The organism is Caenimonas koreensis DSM 17982 (assembly GCF_009646335.1).
In the GTDB taxonomy this organism is placed as follows: Bacteria; Pseudomonadota; Gammaproteobacteria; order Burkholderiales; family Burkholderiaceae_C; genus Ramlibacter; species Ramlibacter koreensis.
Genome location: NZ_WJBU01000014.1, coordinates 125,307 through 138,648 on the forward strand (window position 1 = coordinate 125,307; position 13,342 = coordinate 138,648).

Sequence of the window (13,342 nt, forward strand, 5' to 3'; positions counted from 1 at the left end):
TCGCTCAAAGCGCGGGCTCCTTCAACTGCGCCACCCCTGCATCCTGCAAGACCTTGGCCGCGTGCAGGCAGATGTCTTCGCGCCACGGCGCGGCGATCAGTTGCACGCCGATGGGCATGCCGCCTGTACCTTCGGGCCACATCGGCGCGGCCACCACCGGGCAACCGGCGAATGAAACGGGCTGGGTCAGCAACCCCATTGAGGGCCGCGCCGGATGCTTCACGCCACCAATGTCAATCGTCTCGCTGCCGATCACCGGTGCGCACACCGGTGTGGCCGGTGCAATCAGCAAGTCCCATTCCTCGAACAGGCTGTTGACGCAGTCGCGGTAGATGCGGCGAAAGCGCTGCGCGCGGATCGTCCACTCTGCCGGCTGCAAGGCGCCCGCGATGAAGCGGTCCACCGAGAGGGGCTCGAAGTCTTTCGCGCGCACGCGCAAGTTCTTCAAGTGCAGGCTGCCGCCTTCGCTCGCGCTGATGATGAATGCAGCTGCACGCCCCAGGCCAGCGTCCGGCCACGTCACGACTTCGGTGGCGCCCAAGGTCTTTGCTGCCAGTGCTGCGACCGAGCGCGCCGGCGGTGATGCGTTGTCATGGAACCAGCCGCCAAGGATGCCGATGCGCAGGCCTTTGGTGCCGGCGTCGAGCGAGCCTTCGATCAGCTGCGCATGCGTGGCATGGCAACCCGGGTCCAGCGGGTCGGTGCCTTGCATCGCGTCGTAAGACAACGCGAGCGCCTCCACGCTGTCACCGAAGGGGCCCAGGTGATCGATGCTGTGCACAAACGGAAAACTGCCGCGCCGCGAGAGGCGCCCGAACGTGGGCTTCAGGCCCCACACGCCGCACAGCGACGCAGGCACGCGGATCGAGCCGTTGGTGTCCGAGCCGAGCGCGACTGGCACCTGCAGTGCCGCAACGGCAGCGCCCGAGCCGCCTGAAGAGCCGCCCGCTATCCGCGTGAGATCGTGCGGGTTGTGCGTTGCGCCGTAGTGCGTGTTTTCGGTGGTGAAGCCGTATGCGTATTCGTCCATGTTCAGCGCGCCGACCAGCACGGCGCCTGATGCCTTCATGCGTTGCACCAGCACGGCATCGGACTTGGCAGGCGGCAAGCCGCGATTGACCTTGGAGCCGGCCAGCGTCGTCATGCCTTCGATATCGAAGAGGTTCTTCACCGCATACGGCAGACCCGCGAGCAAAGGCAGTACCTCGCCGCGCAGGCGCTTGGCATCGACGGCGTCAGCCTCGGCGCGTGCGCGTTGCACGGTCTGGGCAGTAAACGCATTGATGCGTGGCTCGGTCGCTTCGATGCGCGCCAGCGCGGCGTCGCACATGTCGCGCGCGCTGACCTGGCCGGTTGCCACGGCGTTCAGCAGCGCGACGGTTTTCAGACAACCTCCTGCGAGCCGTCAGCCACGGGGAACGGCGCGGGCCGGTAGATTTCCGCCGGCTCGTCTTCTGGCGCGATGTCCGCAGCCTGCAGCTGGCGTGCCATCGCTGCGGTGCGTGCCAGGTGCGCTGCAACAGCGGCAACGCGCTCGTCGTCCATCGGCAGCTCCAGCACGGCGGCGGCGGCCTTCACATACACCAGCAGGTCTTCAGCGTGCATCTCAGCGCCTCACTTCCCGCTGGAAGATCTCCAGGCTCTGCTTCTTGGTGGCAATGAAGCTCGCCTCGGACAGCGTTTCCACCGTGCGCGGACGCGCGTCGTCATAGGCAAGGATTTCCGCGATGCGCGTCGGCCGCTTCGTGAGCAGTAGCACCTGGTCAGCCAGGTACACCGCCTCTTCCAGGTCATGCGACACCAGCAGCATCGTCGTGCCCGTCTGCATGAAAACTTCCTGCAGCTTCTCGCGGATGAACAGCGTCATCTCGAAGTCGAGCGCGGAAAACGGCTCGTCGAGGAACAGCACTTCGGGGTTATTCGCCAGCGCCCGCATGATCGACGCCGTCTGCTGCTGCCCGCCGGACAACTCGTACGGATAGCGGCGCAAGTCGAACTTCACGTCGAATGACGCGACCAGCTCCTGCATCCGCCGATCAACTTCAGCCTTGCTGCGGCCTTCGAGCTTGAGCGGGTACGCGATGTTGTCGATGGTGCGCATCCACGGGAACATCGCTTCGCGGTAGTTCTGGAACACGTAGCCGATCTTCGTGTCCTTGAGCGACTTGCCGTCGAACAGAATCTCGCCGCTGTCGATGGGCACGAGGCCGGCGATCATGTTGATCAACGTGCTCTTGCCGCAGCCGTTCGGCCCGAACACCGACACGATCTTGTGCTTGGGAATATCGAGGTCGAAGTTCTCGTACAGCGGCCAGCCCGCGAAGTATTTCGTCAGGCCGCGAATCGTGATCTGCGTGCCCGATGGGCCGGGCTTGTGCGCAGGCGCGGGCACGTCCGGATACACGCCGCCCGGCACGCTCAGCACGGCGCTCATCGCCCGCTCCAGTGAACGATGCGGCGCTCGGCCAGCAGGAAGAGCACGTTCAGCGCATAACCCAGCGCACCTGCCGCGAGGATCGCCGCGTACATGCTCTTGACGTTGAGCACCTGCTGCGCGTCGATGATGCGGTGGCCCAGCCCCGCGTCCGAACCAATGAACATCTCCGCCACGATCACGATGACGAGGGCCATCGACACCGCCGAGCGCAGGCCCACGAACGACGGCTGCAGGCTCTCCCAGATCAGCACATCCTTGAACACCTGCCAGGACGATGCGCCCATCACCTTCGCCGCCATCACGCGCTGCTTGCGCGCGTTGATCACGCCGTAAGCGCTGTTGAAGATCACGATGAGGAAGGCGCCGAACGCTGCGATAGCCACCTTGTTCACGTCCGACACGCCGAAGATCAGCAGGAACAGCGGGATCAACGCGGACGACGGTGTCGAGCGAAAGAAGTCGATGAGGAATTCGACGCTGCGATAGGCCTTCTCGTTCGCGCCCAGCAGCACGCCCAGCGGCACGCCAACTGCGGCTGCAATCGCAAATGCCTGCAGCGTGCGTTTGACGGTCACGGCAAAGTCAGTCAGGAGCGGGCCACCGAGCAGGCCCGTGACGAGCGTCTCGATGGTGGCTATTGGCGGCGGCAGCAGGATCGGCTTGATCAGGCCTGCGCGCACCACCAGGTCCCACACGATGAACAGCAGCACGGGGCCGACGAAGGGCAGCAGCCTGCCCCACTGCGCACGGCGCGGCGCTGCAACAGGTGCGGCGCCCGCGGGCGGCGACCAGGGCACGGCGGTGGATGGCGTGCTCACGGCATCAGCCCTTGTAGAGCAGGCCGTCCACGGGCACCTTCTTTTCGAAGATGCCTTTTTCCGTGAACAGGTCGTAGAACTTCTGGAAGTACGCGACGTCACTCGGCTTGAATTCGTTATAGAGCATGTACGAGGCGAGCGGCACTTCGCTGGTCAGCGGGCCTTCAATCGCGGTGTAGCCCTTCATGAACTGCCGCGCTTCGGCGGGCGACTTGCGCACAAGGTCCACGCCCTTCGCATAGGCCGCGATGTATTTCTTCGCGACGTCGGGGTTCTTCTTGATGAAGTCGGTGGTCAGGCTCGCCGAGCCGCCGTGCCACGGCGCCATCGGGTCGCCCAGGATGTAGTGCGCGACCACGCCTGCTTCGAGCACGCGTGTGGTGCCGTTCATGCGGCCCACCGTGCCTGTGGGCTCCAGCGTGTACACCGCATCGATCTGCCCTGCGGCGAGCGCGGCCACGTGTTGCCCGATAGGCAGTTCGACCACGCTCATGGCACCCGCGCCCGAGCGCTCCAGCATCGTCTTGGCCAGCGTCACGTTCTGGATGCCGGGGCCAGAGCCCACCCGCTTGCCCTTGAGGTCCGCCATCACCTTGGCTGGGCTGTCCTTGGGCACGAGAAACTCTTCGAGCACGTACTTCGCGTTGCTCGGGTTGGTGCAGAAAATCTTGAACAGGCCTGGTTGCGCGATTTCGCCGATGGCCAGATTCGCTGAGCCCGTGCCGTTCGAGCTGCCGTCCGAGCGGCCCGCGAGCATCGCCTCCATGACCTGCTGCGCACCGGCGAACTTGAGCGGCTCCACATCGAGCCCGGCTTCCTTGAAGTAGCCCTTCTCGACAGCAGCGAAGAAAGGCAGGCCGGCGGCCACCGGCCAGTAGCCGATGCGCAGTTTGGGCGCGGCTTGCGCGCGCGCCTGGCGTATGCCAACGGCGCCGAGCACAGCGGCGGCAGCGCCGGACTGGACCAGCTTGCGGCGCGGCAAGTCGATGGTGAGGGGTTTGCGGTTCATCGGGAGCTCCTGGCTGGGTAAGTGGAGGGGTGGCCGTCAGGCCGGGCGCAGCGACGCGATGTAAGCGCGCCAGCCGCCAAAGGAAGTGATGTCCTGCGCGCCTTGCAGTGCCTGCGGCTCGCAGACAAAGCCCTGCACGTGCGAGCCGTCGGCGAGTGCCAGCGTGCCGATGCAAAGCGGCGCGGGGATGAGTGCGACGAAAGAGCCGTAGTGCTCCAGCGGCATCTCCCACACCTCGATCGCAATCGCAGCGCCTGTGCCCGCTTCCACGCGCAGCAGGCCGGGTTTGGGTGGCGTGGTGTTGGGCAGTGCGAACAGGCGGTAGTGCGGCGCTGTGTGCGCGGCACCCACCAGCGTTGAATGGCGCTCGGTCAACTGCGTGTTCAACGGCATGCCCGAGAGGTGCGCGCCGACGACCGCGACCTTGACAGTGGCGCCAGCACGCAGCCCTTCGATCGCGACAGGCTCAGGCAGCGGCACACCCGTTGCGCCCTGCGTGAGGCCGGTGGTGTGGTGAAAGCGCTGGCCGAGTTCGGCGAGCTGCCAGTCGCTGCCGCACGGCGCGATCAGCGTCACGCCGAAGGGCAGGCCGTCGGGCCGGATCGCGCTGGGCACGGCAATCGCCGCGTAGTCGAGCAGGTTGACGAAGTTGGTGTACGCGCCGAGGTTGCGATTGAGCGCCACCGGGTCCGCCTGCATCTGCGCAATCGTGTAGTGCGTGGGCGCAGTGGGCACGAGCAATACATCGATGCCGGCCCACATGCCTGCCGCGCGCTGCGCAAGCGACTGCAGCCTGGCCTGTGCCTCATACACATCGCCTGCGCTGTAGCGCTTGCCACTCGCGATGATGCTGCGCACGGGCTCGATCACGTCTGCTTCATGCGAATCGAAGAAGGTTCGGATGGCCGCATAGCGCTCTGCGACCAGCGCGCTGTCGTAGAGCAGTGCAGCCGCCTGCGCGAGCGGCTCGAAGTCGATGGCAACCGGTGTGCCGCCCAGCGCGCACAAGCGCTCGATGCTTTCATCGAACGCGGCGCGCGAGAGCTCGTCGCCGAAGAAGGGCAGCATCGTCGGCACGCCGAAGCGGAACGTCGCGCCAAAGGACTTCGTGGCGAGATCGAGGTGGCGCGAGTACGCATCGCCTGCGTCGTAGCCCATCGCCGTGTGCAGCACACGCGCCGCGAGGCCTACCGTTCGCGCAAAGATCGACACGCAATCCACGCTGCGCGCAGCAGGCACCACACCTGCCGTGCTGATCAGTCCCTTGGACGGCTTGAAGCCAACGATGTTGTTCAGCCCGGCGGGCACGCGGCCCGAGCCGGCCGTGTCGGTGCCGAGCGAAAAATCCGCCTGGCCCGTGGCGACCACATAGGCCGAGCCCGAGCTGGAGCCGCCGGACACATAAGACGGCTTGAAGGCGTTCGGCACCGCGCCATAAGGCGAGCGTGTGCCGTTCAGGCCGCAGGCGAACTGGTCGAGGTTGGTCTTGCCCAGCACCCGCGCACCAGCGTTGACCAGCTTGCGCACCACCGTGGCATGGCGGTCAGGCTCGTACGCGAAAGCGGCGCAGCCGGCCGTGGTCGGAATGCCTGCGACGTCAATGTTGTCCTTGACGGCGAAGGTCAGGCCCGCGAGCGGCCCGCTGTCATGCTCTTGCAGCGGCCGCTCGAGCCGCACGATCCAGGCGGCGGCAGCCCCGCACGCCAAGCCGCCATCGCCCCCATCGCGCGGTGCGAGAGACGTTTGCAGGTCGGCAGCGGGGTGCACCATCTGTGAGCATCCAATCTTGTATCTAAGATGAGATGCAAAGGCTGTGCCAAGCCCGGGCTGTTGGGGCCCAGAGCGGTGGGCGGCCTGGTTTCAGGCCAGCGCTGAAAGCAAAGGGTGCGTGCGCGACCAGAGCTGGCGCAGCAAGGCTGCGCGCGCAGGTGCATCGGCGATGTCGCCCGCAGACGCCGCAGCTTCGAGCTGCGCGGCCTCTGACTGGATCGCCACGGCGCCGATGTTGCTGGCCGCGCCCTTGAGCGCGTGCGCAGCCTTTGCGACGGCGCCTGCGTCGCCAGCGGCAATGGCCTGCTCGATCGCGTCGATGCGCAGCGGCGCGTCCTTGACGAACAGCGCCACGACTTCCTTCGTCATCGACAGGTCCTCGTCGTCGAATTCCTTGAATTCTTCCAGCCGCGACGGATCGAGCAGCTGCACGCCTGCGTCGGCTTCAGGCGCGGCCGCCGATGCGCCCGCCGCTGCCCGCGCGACGGCCGGCGCGTCACCCGCCGTCCAGCGCTCCAGCGCCTGCGCCAGCGCGGCGACATGCAGCGGCTTCGTGAGGTATTCGTTCATGCCTGCCGCTTCGCAGCGTGCACGGTCTTCGGCAGACGCACCTGCGGTCAGCGCGATGATCGGCGGCGCCGCAGCGCCCCAGATCGCGTGGATCTGCCGCGTGGCTTCCAGGCCATCGACCTCCGGCATGTTCACGTCCATCAGGATGGCGCCAAGCCGGGTGCCGCCGGCCACTGCCTGCGCCACGGCTTCGATCGCTTCGCGCCCGTCGGTGGCCGTGCGCACTTCGTAGCCGAGCTTGAGCAGCATCGCGCACGCCACCTTCAGGTTCACCGCGTTGTCGTCCGCGACCAGGATGGTGATGTCTTTTTTTGCATCCGGCCCCGCCGTGCCCAGGCTCACGCGCTGCGGGCCTTGCGGCGATACGCAACGCAGCAGCGTTTCGAACAGCTGGTTCTGCCGTGCGGGCTTGAGCAGGCGTGCGGTGAACAGCCGCGCGCTTTCGTCGGCGCCGGGCATGAAGCCCGAGCTGAGCAGCACGATGGGCACGTCGCGCCATGCAGCGCGCGAGCGCAACTCTCGCGCGAGCGCAACGCCGTCCATCTCAGGCATGTGCATGTCGGTGATCACGATGTGCGCCGCCTCCGGTGCGCTGTCGACGAAAGCCAGCGCCTCCTGGCCCGACGAGGCACTTGTCACGTCGATGCCCCACATCTGAAGCTGCCGCGCGAGGATGCGCACGTTGGTCGCGTGGTCGTCCACGATGAGTGCGCGCTTGCCATCGAGCATGCCGGCATCAGCAACATTGAATGTCTGCGCAAGCTGCGTGCGTGGCGCTGCGATGGTGAACCAGAATGTCGAGCCCTTGCCCGCCTCGCTCTCCACGCCGATCTCGCCGCCCATCAAGTCGACCAGGCGCTTGCAGATCGCCAGGCCCAGCCCGGTGCCGCCGTACTTGCGCGTGGTCGATGCGTCCACCTGCGTGAACGCCTGGAACAACGAATCAATGCGCTCGGGCGGAATGCCGATGCCGCTGTCGGTCACGCGGAATTCCAGCACGCAGCGGCCCTGGCCGTCGTCCGCCTTCAACAGCCGCGCGTGCACGGCGACCTCGCCCTGCGCGGTGAACTTCACGGCGTTGTTGATCAGGTTGATGAGCACCTGCCGCAGCCGCGTGATGTCGCCCTTGATGGCTTCCGGCACGGCGTTGTCGCCATGGTCGGCCACGTCGATGATCAGCTCCAGGCCCTTCTCGCGGGCGCGTGGCGCGGCAATGTCGCATGCTTCTTCAACAGCGCCGCGCACGCTCACCGGCTCGATCTCCAGGTCGAGCTTGCCTGATTCGATCTTGGAGAAGTCGAGCACATCGTTGATCACGGCGAGCAGCTGGTCGCTGGAGAGGCGAATTGTCTGCAGGTAGTCGCGCTGCTCGGCGTCGAGCGGTGTTTCTGCGAGCAGCGTGCTCATGCCGACAACGCCGTTGAGCGGCGTTCGGATTTCGTGGCTCATCGTCGCGAGGAAGGCGGCCTTCGCGCGCGCGGCCGACAGGGCTTCTTCGCGCGATGCGGCCAGCTGCGCCGTGCGCCGCTCCACCCGCGCCTCCAGGGTGTCGTTGGCTTCCTGCAGCGCGCGCGCATCTTCTTCGACTTGTTCGCGATACGCCTGCAGTTGCTCTGCGCTGTCGTGCAACACGGTGGAGAGCTGGTTGATCTCGCGGATTCGCGTGCGGCTGATGGCGGGCACTTCGCGGCGGCCCAGTTGCTCGGCGGCCGCGGTGAGGCCCCGCAGACGGCGCCCGAGCATGTGGGCAATCGCAAAGGCGACGAGCGTGGCCAGCACGATCACCAGCGCGATCGCGCCCAGGGACAGCCTCAGCCCCCGCGTGATCTCGCCCGTGAAGTCACTCTCGGGCGCGGCCACCACCAGCGTCCAGTGCAGACCCAGCCCTTCGCCAAAGGGCCGCTGCACCATCAGCACGGCATCGTCGCCCAGCGGCAGGCGTTGCAGCGCCGTGTTCGTCGCAACCGTGTCGGCGCTGCGCGTGGCCCACAACTGCTGCAACGCGGTGAAGCCCGCCCGGATCATGGGGTTGGCGCTCGTCGCCGGGCCGGTGCGCTCCAGCTTGCCTTCGTTGCTGGTGAAGAGCGCATCGCCGGCGGAGCTGGCCACGAGCAGGCCTTTTTCATCGACGACAAAAGCCGCGCCATGCGAGCTGATGCGCTGCGTGCGCAACAAGTCGGCGAGCGTCTGCAGGTACAAGTCGGCGGCAAAGACACCTGCGGCGCCGCCGTCGGCATCGAACACGGGTTGCGCCAGGCTCACCATCAGCTGCTTGCGTCGCACCGATACGCGCACGGGCGTGAACACACGGTCCTTGGCAGTGAGCGCGCCGGAATACCACGGTGTGGAGCGCGGCTCGAAATTGCTGATCTCCGAATCGAGCGGCTTGCTGCGGTCGCCGGGCACGCGTACGTCATAGAAGAGGCGCCCCAGGCCGTCGGGCTTGCGGATGCCCACCCGGGCGTTGTCGCCATTGCGCTCCACGCCGAAGTACTCGCCGTGCAAGTTGCCGATATGAATGACGGGCACGTCCTGTGACTGGCGCGTGAGCGCAAACGCCATGCCCTCGAATGCGGCCGGCGTGCGCAATTGGGTGCGCGCGCGGTCGAGCTCGGGGCCGGACAGGCGCTCGGGAAACAGGCCGTCGAGCGCGTCGTGCGCCTGCCGCACGTGGCTTTCCGTATCGTTTTGCACACGCGTCGCCACATGGGTGAGGATCGTGCCCGCCAGGTCCTGCACGGCTTGTGTGCTGGCGCGGTTCATCATCCACAGCACGGCCAGTGTCGGCACCACGGCCAGGAACACAAGGCTGCCCGCCAGGATGTGCCGCAGCGAAAATTTCATCGCCGCTTGCGCCTCAGATCGTGAGGCCGACAAGTTCGGCCGCGTCCATCGGCGCCGTGCGCCCGGGCAGATCGATCATCGCGCGCTCGCCCGTCTGCACAGCGCCGGTAATTGCCCGCAGCGCGGCGACGCTGGCCACGATGGGCCAGCGGTGGGTGCGCCCCGCCTTTTGCAGCTGCATCGTGGCGCTGACCGCGTCACCCACGGGCAGCGTCTGCGTTGCGGTGCCATGCAGCGGGTCGCGCAGGACCGTGAGCGACACGTCACCCGTGTGCAGTGCCACGTTCACTTCGAATTTCGGCAGGCTGCGGCCCGGGTACCTCTGCTCCAGGTATTCCTGGATGCCGCGGGCTGAATCGACCAGGCCAAGCGCGGCGCGGGCGGCACGCAAGCCGTGGTTCACGGTCTTGGTGTCGGTCGTTTCCGCAAAGATCGCAAGCAGCCCTTCCCCCACGAAACGCATGTGCCGCGCGCCAAAAAGGTGAACAGTGTCGTTGGCGTTGCCGTAGAACTTCTTGACCAGCTCGCCGAGCTCCTGCGCGTCCAGGCGCTGGGCCACGTCCGCGTAGCTGGGAATGTCAACGAACAACACCGTGGCGTTGGGCAGGCGCTCGTCGTCTTCGCCGCCCTCGCTGGTGGGCCACCGCTCGCTCAGCTCGGCGGCCAGGCGCTCTTCGTACAGCTTGGCAAGCTGGTGACGCTGGTCCACCAGTGCGCGCTGCACGGCGGCGTCGACCGCCATTGCCTGCAGGCTGGCCTGCACGGACCGCTTGTTCAGCTGGGCCGAAACGGCTTCGCGCAATTCGGCTGCGCGAAAAGGCTTGGTGATGTAGTCGTCAGCGCCGGTGGTCATGCCGATGCGCATGTGTGCACGCTCTTGCAGCGACGTGAGCAGGATCACCGGGATCGACGCCGTGTCGGCGTCCTTGCGAACGGCGGCGAGCATGTCGAAGCCGTTCATGTTGGGCATCTGCACGTCGCTGATGATGAGGTCAGGATGGTTCGCGTTCAAAAGCGCGAGCCCTTGCGCCCCATCGTCTGCCGTCAGTACGGTGTGCCCGTCCTTCTTGAGGACGGAAGCGACCAGCATTCTGGTGCCAGCATCGTCTTCCATGACGACGATAAGGGCCATGGTGTTAATTCCTATGCGACTGCCAGGGCAGTCTTTCCATCCTAGGCGGCTGCGCCACCTCGACAGAATGGAAAGGCTATCTTACAAGGCCGGGCGCGCCGCAGCTTTGTAAAAGCTGTGCTCAGCCGTTGGCTTCGAGCCAGTCGCAGGTCACATGCGTGAGCGCGCGCAGGCCCAGGGCCAGGCCGCTTTCATCCACCTCGAACCGCGGTGAATGGTTGGAATACGCCTTGGCTGGATCGATGCCCGGCGCCGTGACGCCAACAAAAAAGAACAGGCCGGGCACGATCTTCTGGAAGAACGAGAAGTCTTCCGCGCCTGTGACCTTGGGCACGAGCAGCAGGCCATCGGGGCCGGCCACACGCTGCAGCGTCGGCACCATCGCCTCGGTCAGCGCCGGGTCATTCACGGTGACCGGGTAGTTCTTCTGTATGACGCACGTGCACCCGGCCCGCGAGCCCTTGGCGATCGCCTCGGCCAGTGTGGTCACGCGCTCATGGATATCGTCGCGCATGTCTTCGTCGAAGCTGCGGATGGTGCCGCGCATCTCGACCGAGTCTGGAATGATGTTCTCGCGCACGCCGCCGCGGATCATGCCGACAGTCACCACCGCCGGCTCGCGCGTGATGTCCTGCGTGCGCGCGATGATGGTCTGCAGGCCCAGCACGATCTGCGCCGAGGTGACGATCGGGTCGACGCCCAGCCATGGTGCGGCGCCGTGCGTCTGCTTGCCCTGCACCGTGATGCGGAAGCGGTCGGAACTTGCCATCGTCGGGCCGGGCTTGTAGCCGATCACGCCTGCGGACAGCCGCGAGGTGACATGCAGACCAAAGATCGCCTTGGGCACCGGCTTTTCCAGCGCGCCTTCCTGAATCATCAGCTTGGCGCCGCCTTCCTCGCCATCCGGCGGCATTTCTTCGGCGGGCTGGAAGATGAACTTGACGCTGCCGCGCAGCTGCGAGCGCAGGCCCGAGAGAATTTCCGCAACGCCCATGAGAATCGCGACGTGGCAGTCATGGCCGCACGCGTGCATCACGCCGACCTCTTCGCCGTTCCATTGCGTCGTGACCTTGGAGGCAAAAGGCAGATCGACCTCTTCCTTGACGGGCAGCCCATCCATGTCGGCGCGCAACGCGACGACCGGGCCGGGCAGCGCGCCCTTCAACAGGCCGACAACGCCGGTATGGGCCACACCTGTGCGGACCTCATCCAGGCCGAGCTTCCTGAGGTGTTCGGCGACGATGCCCGCCGTGCGGAATTCGCGATTGCCCAGCTCCGGGTTGGCATGCAGGTCGCGCCGCCATTCGATGACCTTGGCTTCGATGGCTGCAGCCGCAGCGTCGATCTGGGTGGCGAGGGAACTGGGCTGTGCATCGCGTGCGGACATCGTGAAAGCTCCGTGACTTCTATGGCGACAGGTGCCGAAGAATCATGACAGCACCCGGCGCACTCGCGCGAGCATTTTTCGCAAGCAGAAGCCGACAACCCGCTGTCGAGGCGTATTGCTCCACGCCAGCACAGGCACCAAACGGAAGTGAGCGCGCGCTGGCATCGGATCGGCTTTGTGTTTTTGCCAGCACCGCGACCACCGACAATTTATTTTCAAAAAATTTTTGCAAAAACGCTAAACGGATCGCATTGCGTGTGGATGTATTGGTTTGAAGGGACATGACTGCCCCCAAGAACAACCAACAGGATTCACACAGCATGGTCGCGATTGTTTCGGGCAACAGCCTGGGTTTGAGCCTCACTTCACTTGCCACCTTGGGCCAGCAAGGCAGCGTTGGATCGTCAGGCGCAGGGCGCAGCGGCGAGCAGGTTTTTGTTAACGCCAGCAACGGCAATCTGGTGCTACGCGATCAGGACGACTACGTTGCCGCGTATGGGCTGGATGTGTCGGCGGTGCGTACGTACAACAGCGCCGGCAAGATCGTGGGCGGGGTGCAGGATAGTTGGGCGGTGGGGGTTTCTCGCCAGAAGGTGACTGTGCCCACGACCTGGGGCGCAGGGACGATCACGCGTACGGACTTTGATGGAGCGGAGGCGACGTATACGTGGGATGCAGCCAGTGCGTCGTACTTCACCACGGCGGGCGCGGGCCCGAACGACACCATCACGCGCGATGCTGGTACGGGTCAGTACATCTGGACGGATGGCGCCACGGGCACCGTAGAGCGGTACGACGCGAGCGGGCGGCTGGTGAGCACGGAAGACATCCAAGGCAACCGCATTGTTCACACGTACAACGCGCAAGGACGCCTGGCAAGCTCGGTCGGTGCGAACGGTGAAACGGTGTCGTACCTGTATTCGGCTGCGGGCGACCTCACCGACATCACAACGTCCGTACCGGCGGGCACAGTCACCAAGCGCGTGCACTACGACTGGGACACGAGCCACCGCATGACGCGCGTGACGGTGGACCTGACGCCTGCAGATGGGTCTACTGCGGACGGCGTGTCGTACTGGACCACGTACAGCTATGTGGGAACGAGCAACCGTATCGAGACGATTGCGCAGAAGGACAACTCTTCGCTCAAGTTCGCTTACGACGCGCAGCAGCGCGTGGTGAGCATCACCGATGCGCTGGGCCGCGTGACGACGTTGAATTACGACGCGGCAGGCCTGAAGACACGCATCACCACGCCCGCCAATGTGACGAGCGACTTCCTCTACAACGCAGCCGGTCGCCTGAGCGAGATTGACGTCGGTGGGCAACTGGAGCACGCCTTCTCTTACGTGAATGCCAACGTCGATGACGTAGC

Annotated in this window: 11 protein-coding genes; 1 reads left to right on the forward strand and 10 read right to left on the reverse strand. The window is 65.7% G+C overall.

What is annotated here, in order from left to right:
- Positions 1-4: 4 nt before the first annotated feature.
- The 10 genes from GHT07_RS15310 to GHT07_RS15355 all read right to left on the reverse strand — a co-directional run bounded on the left by GHT07_RS15310 (position 5) and on the right by GHT07_RS15355 (position 12,250).
- Positions 5-1,387, reverse strand: coding sequence for an AtzE family amidohydrolase (locus GHT07_RS15310; protein WP_153585967.1), 1,383 nt, complete (start codon positions 1,385-1,387; stop codon positions 5-7).
- The gene (locus GHT07_RS15315; RefSeq protein WP_153585968.1) at positions 1,384-1,605 is read right to left on the reverse strand and encodes a DUF4089 domain-containing protein; all 222 of its coding nucleotides are present in this window, start codon (positions 1,603-1,605) and stop codon (positions 1,384-1,386) included. Before GHT07_RS15315 ends, GHT07_RS15310 begins: the two co-directional genes overlap by 4 nt.
- A 1-nt stretch (position 1,606) precedes the next feature.
- Complete coding sequence (locus GHT07_RS15320) at positions 1,607-2,434, reverse strand: ABC transporter ATP-binding protein (RefSeq protein WP_153585969.1); 828 nt, start codon at positions 2,432-2,434, stop codon at positions 1,607-1,609.
- Positions 2,431-3,255 carry an ABC transporter permease gene (locus GHT07_RS15325; protein WP_323740959.1) on the reverse strand — a complete coding sequence of 275 codons (825 nt, stop codon included), beginning with the start codon at positions 3,253-3,255 and terminating at the stop codon, positions 2,431-2,433. The genes GHT07_RS15320 and GHT07_RS15325 overlap by 4 nt, the downstream gene beginning before the upstream one ends.
- 4 nt (positions 3,256-3,259) lie before the next feature.
- Positions 3,260-4,264: an ABC transporter substrate-binding protein gene (locus tag GHT07_RS15330; RefSeq protein WP_153585970.1), complete on the reverse strand. Its 1,005-nt coding sequence runs from the start codon at positions 4,262-4,264 to the stop codon at positions 3,260-3,262.
- Positions 4,265-4,300: 36 nt separating this feature from the next.
- A complete protein-coding gene (gene atzF, locus GHT07_RS15335; RefSeq protein WP_153585971.1) occupies positions 4,301-6,034 on the reverse strand; it encodes an allophanate hydrolase in 1,734 nt (577 codons plus the stop codon).
- A gap of 90 nt (positions 6,035-6,124) precedes the next feature.
- On the reverse strand, positions 6,125-9,448 hold the full coding sequence (locus GHT07_RS15340) for a response regulator (protein WP_153585972.1): 3,324 nt from the start codon (positions 9,446-9,448) through the stop codon (positions 6,125-6,127).
- Positions 9,449-9,461: 13 nt separating this feature from the next.
- Positions 9,462-10,580: a response regulator gene (locus GHT07_RS15345; RefSeq protein ID WP_153585973.1), complete on the reverse strand. Its 1,119-nt coding sequence runs from the start codon at positions 10,578-10,580 to the stop codon at positions 9,462-9,464.
- Positions 10,581-10,701: 121 nt separating this feature from the next.
- Positions 10,702-11,967 carry an amidohydrolase gene (locus tag GHT07_RS15350; protein ID WP_153585974.1) on the reverse strand — a complete coding sequence of 422 codons (1,266 nt, stop codon included), beginning with the start codon at positions 11,965-11,967 and terminating at the stop codon, positions 10,702-10,704.
- Positions 11,968-11,986: 19 nt separating this feature from the next.
- Positions 11,987-12,250: a hypothetical protein gene (locus GHT07_RS15355; protein WP_153585975.1), complete on the reverse strand. Its 264-nt coding sequence runs from the start codon at positions 12,248-12,250 to the stop codon at positions 11,987-11,989.
- Positions 12,251-12,287: 37 nt separating this feature from the next.
- On the opposite strand from GHT07_RS15355, the gene GHT07_RS15360 reads away from it, so the two are divergent.
- Positions 12,288-13,342: RHS repeat protein (locus GHT07_RS15360; RefSeq protein ID WP_194792954.1), on the forward strand; the 1,055-nt coding region annotated here is incomplete at its 3' end.